The sequence below is a fragment of the uncultured Luteimonas sp. genome, from assembly GCF_947492465.1.
Lineage (GTDB): Bacteria > Pseudomonadota > Gammaproteobacteria > Xanthomonadales > Xanthomonadaceae > Luteimonas.
Genome location: NZ_CANLNF010000019.1, coordinates 1 through 6975 on the forward strand (window position 1 = coordinate 1; position 6975 = coordinate 6975).

General features: G+C 57.9%; 6 protein-coding genes. All 6 read left to right on the forward strand.

Translation table 11 applies throughout. The annotated features are described in order from the left end of the window. Nucleotides 1-1569: 1569 nt before the first annotated feature. The 6 genes from Q0863_RS18305 to Q0863_RS18330 all read left to right on the forward strand — a co-directional run bounded on the left by Q0863_RS18305 (nucleotide 1570) and on the right by Q0863_RS18330 (nucleotide 6896). Entirely contained in the window at nucleotides 1570-1920 is a 351-nt protein-coding gene (locus Q0863_RS18305) for a hypothetical protein (RefSeq protein WP_298581741.1), read from the forward strand. Nucleotides 1921-2063: 143 nt separating this feature from the next. Then, nucleotides 2064-2606: a DUF4240 domain-containing protein gene (locus Q0863_RS18310; RefSeq protein ID WP_298581743.1), complete on the forward strand. Its 543-nt coding sequence runs from the start codon at nucleotides 2064-2066 to the stop codon at nucleotides 2604-2606. A 79-nt stretch (nucleotides 2607-2685) separates the two neighbouring features. Beyond that, nucleotides 2686-2919: a hypothetical protein gene (locus Q0863_RS18315; RefSeq protein ID WP_298581744.1), complete on the forward strand. Its 234-nt coding sequence runs from the start codon at nucleotides 2686-2688 to the stop codon at nucleotides 2917-2919. Nucleotides 2920-4360: 1441 nt separating this feature from the next. Continuing rightward, on the forward strand, nucleotides 4361-4876 hold the full coding sequence (locus Q0863_RS18320; RefSeq protein WP_187573518.1) for a DUF2199 domain-containing protein: 516 nt from the start codon (nucleotides 4361-4363) through the stop codon (nucleotides 4874-4876). A gap of 57 nt (nucleotides 4877-4933) precedes the next feature. After that, nucleotides 4934-5524, forward strand: coding sequence for a histidine phosphatase family protein (locus tag Q0863_RS18325; RefSeq protein ID WP_298581747.1), 591 nt, complete (start codon nucleotides 4934-4936; stop codon nucleotides 5522-5524). A 1060-nt stretch (nucleotides 5525-6584) separates the two neighbouring features. Then, complete coding sequence (locus tag Q0863_RS18330) at nucleotides 6585-6896, forward strand: hypothetical protein (protein WP_298581749.1); 312 nt, start codon at nucleotides 6585-6587, stop codon at nucleotides 6894-6896. Nucleotides 6897-6975 lie beyond the last annotated feature (79 nt).

Sequence of the window (6975 nt, forward strand, 5' to 3'; positions counted from 1 at the left end):
GATCAGTCAGGCATTTAACTCGCGGCCCGGAACCGGGAGGAGCCTCTACGGGCCTATTGACCCCGGCGGCGAAATGGCGGCTCCGTTATGGCGGTCCCGCCGCCGTCATAAGACATATCGCGGCCTCCATGCCGGATAACGCCCAAACGATCGCACAAGGACCGACGGCCCGCAGTCCGCCCAAGCCGCTGATCACTGTAGGAAAAGCCCGATTGACTGGGCGATCAGGCCGGGCAGAGAATCGACGTTATACCGACCGGATCGGTCGAACAGTAGTTAGGCGCCAATGGGAGCTCTGCTGCTTCTCATACTGGTTCTTGAGCTTCTGGCTGGGGTGACACTCGGCCGCACTCTCGCCATGCGGACGTCACGGCCCCGCACGATCTCCGCGCTCGGTGTCTTGGCGTACGCCACGGTGTGCGTAGCATCTGCCGCCTTAGCCGTGAAGTACCCTGGACCTGCGGCGCGATATGCCCCGGGAAGCTACCCGGATCAGATCCGCGAACTCGTGGTCGCTCCAACTGCATGGCTTTGGTCGGCTGGCCCGCTGGTTTCCGCCTTGCTGGTTGGAGCCTTAATGACCCCGCGCGGCGCTCAACGGGCTCCCGCTCCAGCCCGCTGGTATGCGGCATCGGTCCTATACTCATGTCTGTTCTTACCGTTGTGGTTTGCCGGAACGGCCTTTCACACGGCGCACTACGGGGGCGCTTGGCTTTAGGTTGGCGCCTAACAATTCGTCCAAGCCGACGCCACTTCGTGGCGCGGCTTAACTCTGGTGTTAGCACTCATGGACGCATCCACTGTAATCATTACCGCGTTAGGAACGATCGCTCTATTAGTGGCGGTTGCCTTTCCAGTGTGGGTAGCATGGATCGTGGCTTGGCGCTCCAGAATGGAACGCTCGGCTCGTCGCTCGTTCCTGCTGGCATGTCTTCTTCTGTCGTACGGCGTACTGACCCTGACGGGCGCCATCCTGCTGCCGTTAGAGATGGCTACTGTGTACATCGCACCCGCTATGCACGCAGACGGCTACGAGGAGTGGGCCACTGGCATCTGGAGGGCATCGCAATGGGTTCCGGCTGCATGCTTTGTCGCGGGTGCTATAGCCTCCTTCGTATCCCCATAGCGTTGCGCAACAAATGGCAGGCGGTATCTACGGCACTGAGTGCTAACCATTCATTCAAGCCGACGCCACTTCGTGGCGCGGCTTAACTCAAGTGTTATACGTGGCCAAGCAACTTCTCTACGGTTCGCTTCGGCAGGCACCGCGGTCGTTCGTTTCGTTGGCATCGGCGAGCGCTGCTTCGGGGAGCTTCCTGGCAACGGCCGCACGCTGGCTCCGGCGCGCGGTTGCTTCGTCACGTGACCGCTACTTGCGGTTCTGGTCTCCGGCTGCCACGCCAATCACTCGTGCCGGCTCGCGGTGGCTGTCTCTCGCCTCCCGGTTCGTCCAAGCAGGTCAGCGTCGCTTGGCTTCGTCGGTATCCCGGGCGTATAACTATTCGTTCAAGCCGAAACCGCTTCGCGGTTCGGCTTAACTCAAGTGTTAGGCCGCTAAGGAGAGTCATCATGGATCTGGCACAAAAATCAGACGCAGAGATCCTGGCGGTAGTAACGCCCATCATGGACAACCTGATGGATGCTTCCACCGCAATTGACTACGAGCGCCACACCCGCGACTTCACCGACCGTCTAAAGAGCGTTCTGTCTAAAGAGTCGCTACAGTCCATCTGCGAGCACTATCAGAGCACCAAGGGGTTCTTTGCCAAGCGTGAGTTCGTTGCAGCCTTCAGGCGACCGGACTCTGTGGCGGTCGTCTGGCAGCAACGGTTCACCAAGCAACCGGGAGAGTTCGTAGCTGAGCTAGTCTTGGTACAACAAGGCGGCAAGTACCTCGTTGACCATGTCATGGTGTTCTAGGGCGCGGCCTAACAATTCGTTCAAGCCGAACTTGCTTCGTTACACCAAAGACATGGCAGATAAAGCTTGCCATGGCTTTGGCTCCACTACGCAAGTCGGCTTAACTCAGGCGTTAGGCCTACTCTCAACCAAAAGGGGGACTCATGGAAGCTAACGAATTCTGGTCTTTGATCGGCAAGTCTAGGCAAGGAGCGGGCCATAGCTGCGAGGCACAAGCGGACTGGCTGAAAGAGAACCTGATCGGTCTAGGTAAAGAAGCAATCATCGGATTCGAGAACAATCTGCTTAATCAGATATCTCGCGTAGAGACATTTGATCACTTGGCAGCTCACTTCATGATCGAGAGCTATACGTCTGACGACACATTCAAAGACTTCCAGTCATGGCTGGTAATGCAAGGGCAAGAGCGGTTTGAGAACGCACAGAAAGACGTTTCAACGATCGCTGACTGGCTCGAAAGAGACGAAGTTGAGAAGATCGATGGCGGATGCTTTGTTACGTTGTGCTCTTCTGCATATGAAGAAGCTGGTGGTGACGAGGATGAGTTCTATGACAAGGTCGAGTTCTCCGATACCCCAGACTTTGATATGCCTTGGCCAGACGATAAGGAAGGATTCGAGTCGCGTTGGCCGAAGCTCTGTGCAAAGTTCTGGAATCAAGAGCGGATCGATGAGATTCACGCGTAGTAGGCCTAACAATTCATTCAAGCCGACGCCGCTTCGCGGCGCGGCTTAATTCAGGTGTTAGGCCGTTCTCGGAGTTCTCATGCCAGTCGGAGAAATCGCAGGAGAAGCGCTTGGTGCAGTCTTTCGCGTGGCCGGCCGCCTTGTATTTGAGATCTTCTTCGAGCTAATTATCCAGGGCACTGGCCATGCGATCTTGCGTGTCATAAGACCTGATCGCCAGCCAAGCGACAGATCCGCCGCCATCGTTGGAGTGGTCTTCTGGGTGGCCATGGGCACCGGCGGCTACTTGCTTTATCAGGCAGCAGCGGCCTAACTATGCGTTCAAGCCGACACCGCTTCGGGGCGCAAACCACATGGCAGATAGAGCTTGCCATGCGCTTCACGCCCCTACGCGGCGCGGCTTAACTTAGGTGTTAGGCGCATGAGAACAAGGATCGTCGCACTCACAGCAATGGCATTAGCGGGGTGCGCCCACTCGTCCTCTTCGGCGGACGCAGGAATCGCCATTGAGCTAGACGCGCGTGGCTGCCTTGCGGCAGCAAGCCCTGATGTTCAGCTGCGCATCTGCAACACCTCAGATACGCGTGTCTCCTTCCACACCTACGGCCAGTCCGGCCCGCCCTACAAGCTATACCCAGGTTCAGTGCAGTTACTGGCCGGCTCGTCGGGAGAGCCTTGGCAGGTCGTTCTCGAGCATTTCTTGCCGGCCACACATGAGGTTGCGCTTGGCCCTGGGGATCAGACAGATTTCGCGTACGCGCCTAGTGCGTGGCCGTCTGGCCAAGAGGCTGGCCTCTTCACGCTGCGGGTGCGTGATGTCCAAGGTCGCTTTCACTACTCTTCGCAACAGGGCGTGTGCCACCCCGGCTCAGCGCCTAACAATTCATTCAAGCCGACGCCGCTTCGCGGCGCGGCTTAATTCAGGCGTTAGGCCGCAATGCCACTATTCACTTACATCGTCACGTACAAAGGTGCCACCCATGTGGCACAGGGCAGCCATAGCAACTTCACTGGCTTCGTTTCCACGTGGGCATCGAATATTCCGCAAGGCGCTCTTCCTGGCCTCACCCCACCTCTCTACAAGCAACTGGCGGCAAGAGCATACGAAGGTACGTTTGTTCCTGTTTCAAGCGCCAAGCATGTCTGGCGTAAGTCCATTGACCTCGGAGGGGCTGCACTAACCGTTGTCGCCGTACAAACTCAGCAATAGCTACTCTTGGCAGGGGCGTGCAGCGGCCTGTTGCGCCCTAACAATTCATTCAAGCCGACGCCGCTTCGCGGCGCGGCTTAATTCAGGCGTTAGGCGGCAGGGCGAAGCATGTTGGATACTGCACTTCTTGTTCTACTCGCTGCTTCCTCGCTAGCTGGAGCTGAGCCACAGGCTGAGGAGGCAGAGCTTCAATGTCATACCGGGCCGGCCACGAAGCACCTGGGCGGCAATGACTGGGTTGTGTACGCCTGTGCAGACGGCCAGTCTGTCGTTGTAGCAGCAGGCGCGCCCAACCCCGCGACTCCGTTCTTCTTCATCGTCCGGCCAGACGGAGACGGCATCGTGCTCTACGGAGAGGGCACCGGAGACAAGTCCGCCACTGAGCCTGCTTACAATGAGCTTCAGGCCATGTCCGCTTCAGATCTGGCGCAGCTTTACCAACAGGCGGTGGTAGCGGGTGGTCCGTAGCCAGCCGCCTAACAATTCGTTCAAGCCGATGCCGCTTCGCGGCACGGCTTAACTCAAGTGTTAGCTGCTAACAGACATGGCCGCGATCTTCGCATTCACCTGCTCATGCTGCGGAGAGCTGCATGAGGGCTCGCCCAGCTTCGGTTACAAGACCCCAATGCCCTTTGATCACTTGTCAGAGCATGACAAGCAATCAATCGCGCAGATCAACGACGACCTTTGCAAGATCGACCACCCCGAGGGCACTGACTACTTTGCGCGGGTTGTTTTGGAGCTTCCCATCCATGGAGCTGAGGAGCCGTTCCTATGGGGCGTCTGGGTTTCACTTAGCAAAGAGAGCTTTGACAAGTACACGTCAACCTGGGGTGAGCATGATGAATCAGACAGCTACTTTGGCTGGTTCAGCAATCGCCTTCCGTACTACCCTGACACAATCAATCTAAAGACAAATGTGCGGCCCAGGAATGGCAATGCGAGACCATATCTTGAGTTACAACCAAGCGACCATCCACTAGCCGTCCACTATCATCATGGCATGAGCGCTCAAGAAGCTCAGAAGATCGCAGAAGAGGCTATGCATGGACGCAGCTAACAATTCATTCAAGCCGAACCCGCTTCGCGGGTCGGCTTAACTCAGGTGTTAGCCGTCATGAAACTACTCGTCGTGCGTCATGGAGAGACTAGATTTAACGCGGAACATCGCTATCTCGGCGCGTTGGATCCAGACCTGAATGCCAAGGGTGTCTCCCAGGCCCTGGTGCTGAGCTCTACATTGCCTCGCTGCGTGGATGCGATAGTTTGTTCGCCACTTCAACGAGCACGCCGAACCGCGGAGATCATAGGCAGTGAGCGCGGTCAGAACCCAACGGTGATTGACGCATTCCGCGAGCGAAATGTAGGGGTCTTTGAGGGGCTGACGCAAGCAGAAGCGCAGGCTCGGTTTCCTGAACTCTGGAGCCAGAATGTCACTCGCCTATGGGAGGGCGCTCCTACAGGTGGAGAAACGATAGATGAAGTAGTCACGCGCGTAGCGAAAGGTCTCGACGATCTGTACGAAAGCCACGCAGGTAGGGCCGTCGCGCTCGTCGCTCATGGGTTCGTAGCTAAAGTAGTTCGAGCGATATGCCGCACCGACTTCCAAGACTTCTTCGAATGGCAGTTGGCAAACGCGGCTGTCTGCGAGCTCACGCTGACGGCTAACAATTCATTCAAGCCGATGCCGCTTCGCGGCACGGCTTAATTCTGGTGTTAGGGCCCATGAGAACGATCATCGCAATCCTCTGCCTACTCCTCGCTCTACCGGTTTACGCTGGTACATGGGGCTACGGCCAGTTCGAAAACGACGAGGCACTGGATCGCTCCTCCGACTGGGCAGACTCGGGCTCAGCCGCTGACATACGGAGAGCGCTGGAAGCCGTTCAGCAGCTCCCTTATGTTGAGGCGCCGGAGGCGATGACTGCACTGGTGGCTGCTGAGGTGGTAGCTGCGGCATTGGGCCGGCCAAGTGACGATCTACCTCAGGATCTGAAGTTTTGGCTGGCCGCGCAGGCGACGCAGGAGCTAGAAACATTGGCGCCGTTGGCGAGAGCGGCAATCTCTAAGGTCACGGCCCCCGACAGTTCGGAGCTATACGAGCTGTGGGCGGAACACGTTTCAGGCTGGTTGCTTGCGGTAGCGGAGCTAGAGTCGCGTCTTGCAGTTCCCCGGGCCGCGGCTGGGCCCTAACCATTCATTCAAGCCGACGCCGCTTCGCGGCGCGGCTTAATTCCGGCGTTAGGCGCATGAGAACAAGGATCGTCGCACTCACAGCAATGGCATTAGCGGGGTGCGCCCACTCGTCCTCTTCGGCGGACGCAGGAATCGCCATTGAGCTAGACGCGCGTGGCTGCCTTGCGGCAGCAAGCCCTGATGTTCAGCTGCGCATCTGCAACACCTCAGATACGCGTGTCTCCTTCCACACCTACGGCCAGTCCGGCCCGCCCTACAAGCTATACCCAGGTTCAGTGCAGTTACTGGCCGGCTCGTCGGGAGAGCCTTGGCAGGTCGTTCTCGAGCATTTCTTGCCGGCCACACATGAGGTTGCGCTTGGCCCTGGGGATCAGACAGATTTCGCGTACGCGCCTAGTGCGTGGCCGTCTGGCCAAGAGGCTGGCCTCTTCACGCTGCGGGTGCGTGATGTCCAAGGTCGCTTTCACTACTCTTCGCAACAGGGCGTGTGCCACCCCGGCTCAGCGCCTAACAATTCATTCAAGCCGACGCCGCTTCGCGGCGCGGCTTAATTCAGGCGTTAGGCGCAAGTCATGAATCGCAGCAACTTGGAGATGATCCTCGGCTACGTCGTTTTCGTGGCACTCGTCGTTGTGTCCTTTGCTTTTGGCTCGATCATGCTGGCGCGTGCCGTGGGAATCGTACTGGTAGCGGGCGGTCTCTACTCATTCTGGCAGGGCAGCATTCCATATGGCATTGAGGGGCGCGAGCCGTCGGGATACCTTACTGGCGTCCCAGCGCGTCTCATATCCGTTGTTGCCATTCTCCTTGGGCTCTCCGCTGCAATCGCAGCACCAAAGGTAGCGTGTATTCTTGGATGGGCGCAGCCAGGGAGTTGCGCCTAACAATTCCGTAAGGAGCTTCCCGTCAACCCCGAGTGCATGACGCTCTTGCCTTGAGCTTCAGGCGTTTGCTGTTTCCGGT

Excerpts from the sequence above, each read along its gene's own strand:
- Q0863_RS18305 (WP_298581741.1), top strand. The coding sequence starts at position 1,570 with ATGGATCTGGCACAAAAATCAGACGCAGAGATCCTGGCGGTAGTAACG.
- Q0863_RS18310 (WP_298581743.1), top strand. The coding sequence starts at position 2,064 with ATGGAAGCTAACGAATTCTGGTCTTTGATCGGCAAGTCTAGGCAAGGA.
- Q0863_RS18315 (WP_298581744.1), top strand. The coding sequence starts at position 2,686 with ATGCCAGTCGGAGAAATCGCAGGAGAAGCGCTTGGTGCAGTCTTTCGC.
- Q0863_RS18320 (WP_187573518.1), top strand. The coding sequence starts at position 4,361 with ATGGCCGCGATCTTCGCATTCACCTGCTCATGCTGCGGAGAGCTGCAT.
- Q0863_RS18325 (WP_298581747.1), top strand. The coding sequence starts at position 4,934 with ATGAAACTACTCGTCGTGCGTCATGGAGAGACTAGATTTAACGCGGAA.
- Q0863_RS18330 (WP_298581749.1), top strand. The coding sequence starts at position 6,585 with ATGAATCGCAGCAACTTGGAGATGATCCTCGGCTACGTCGTTTTCGTG.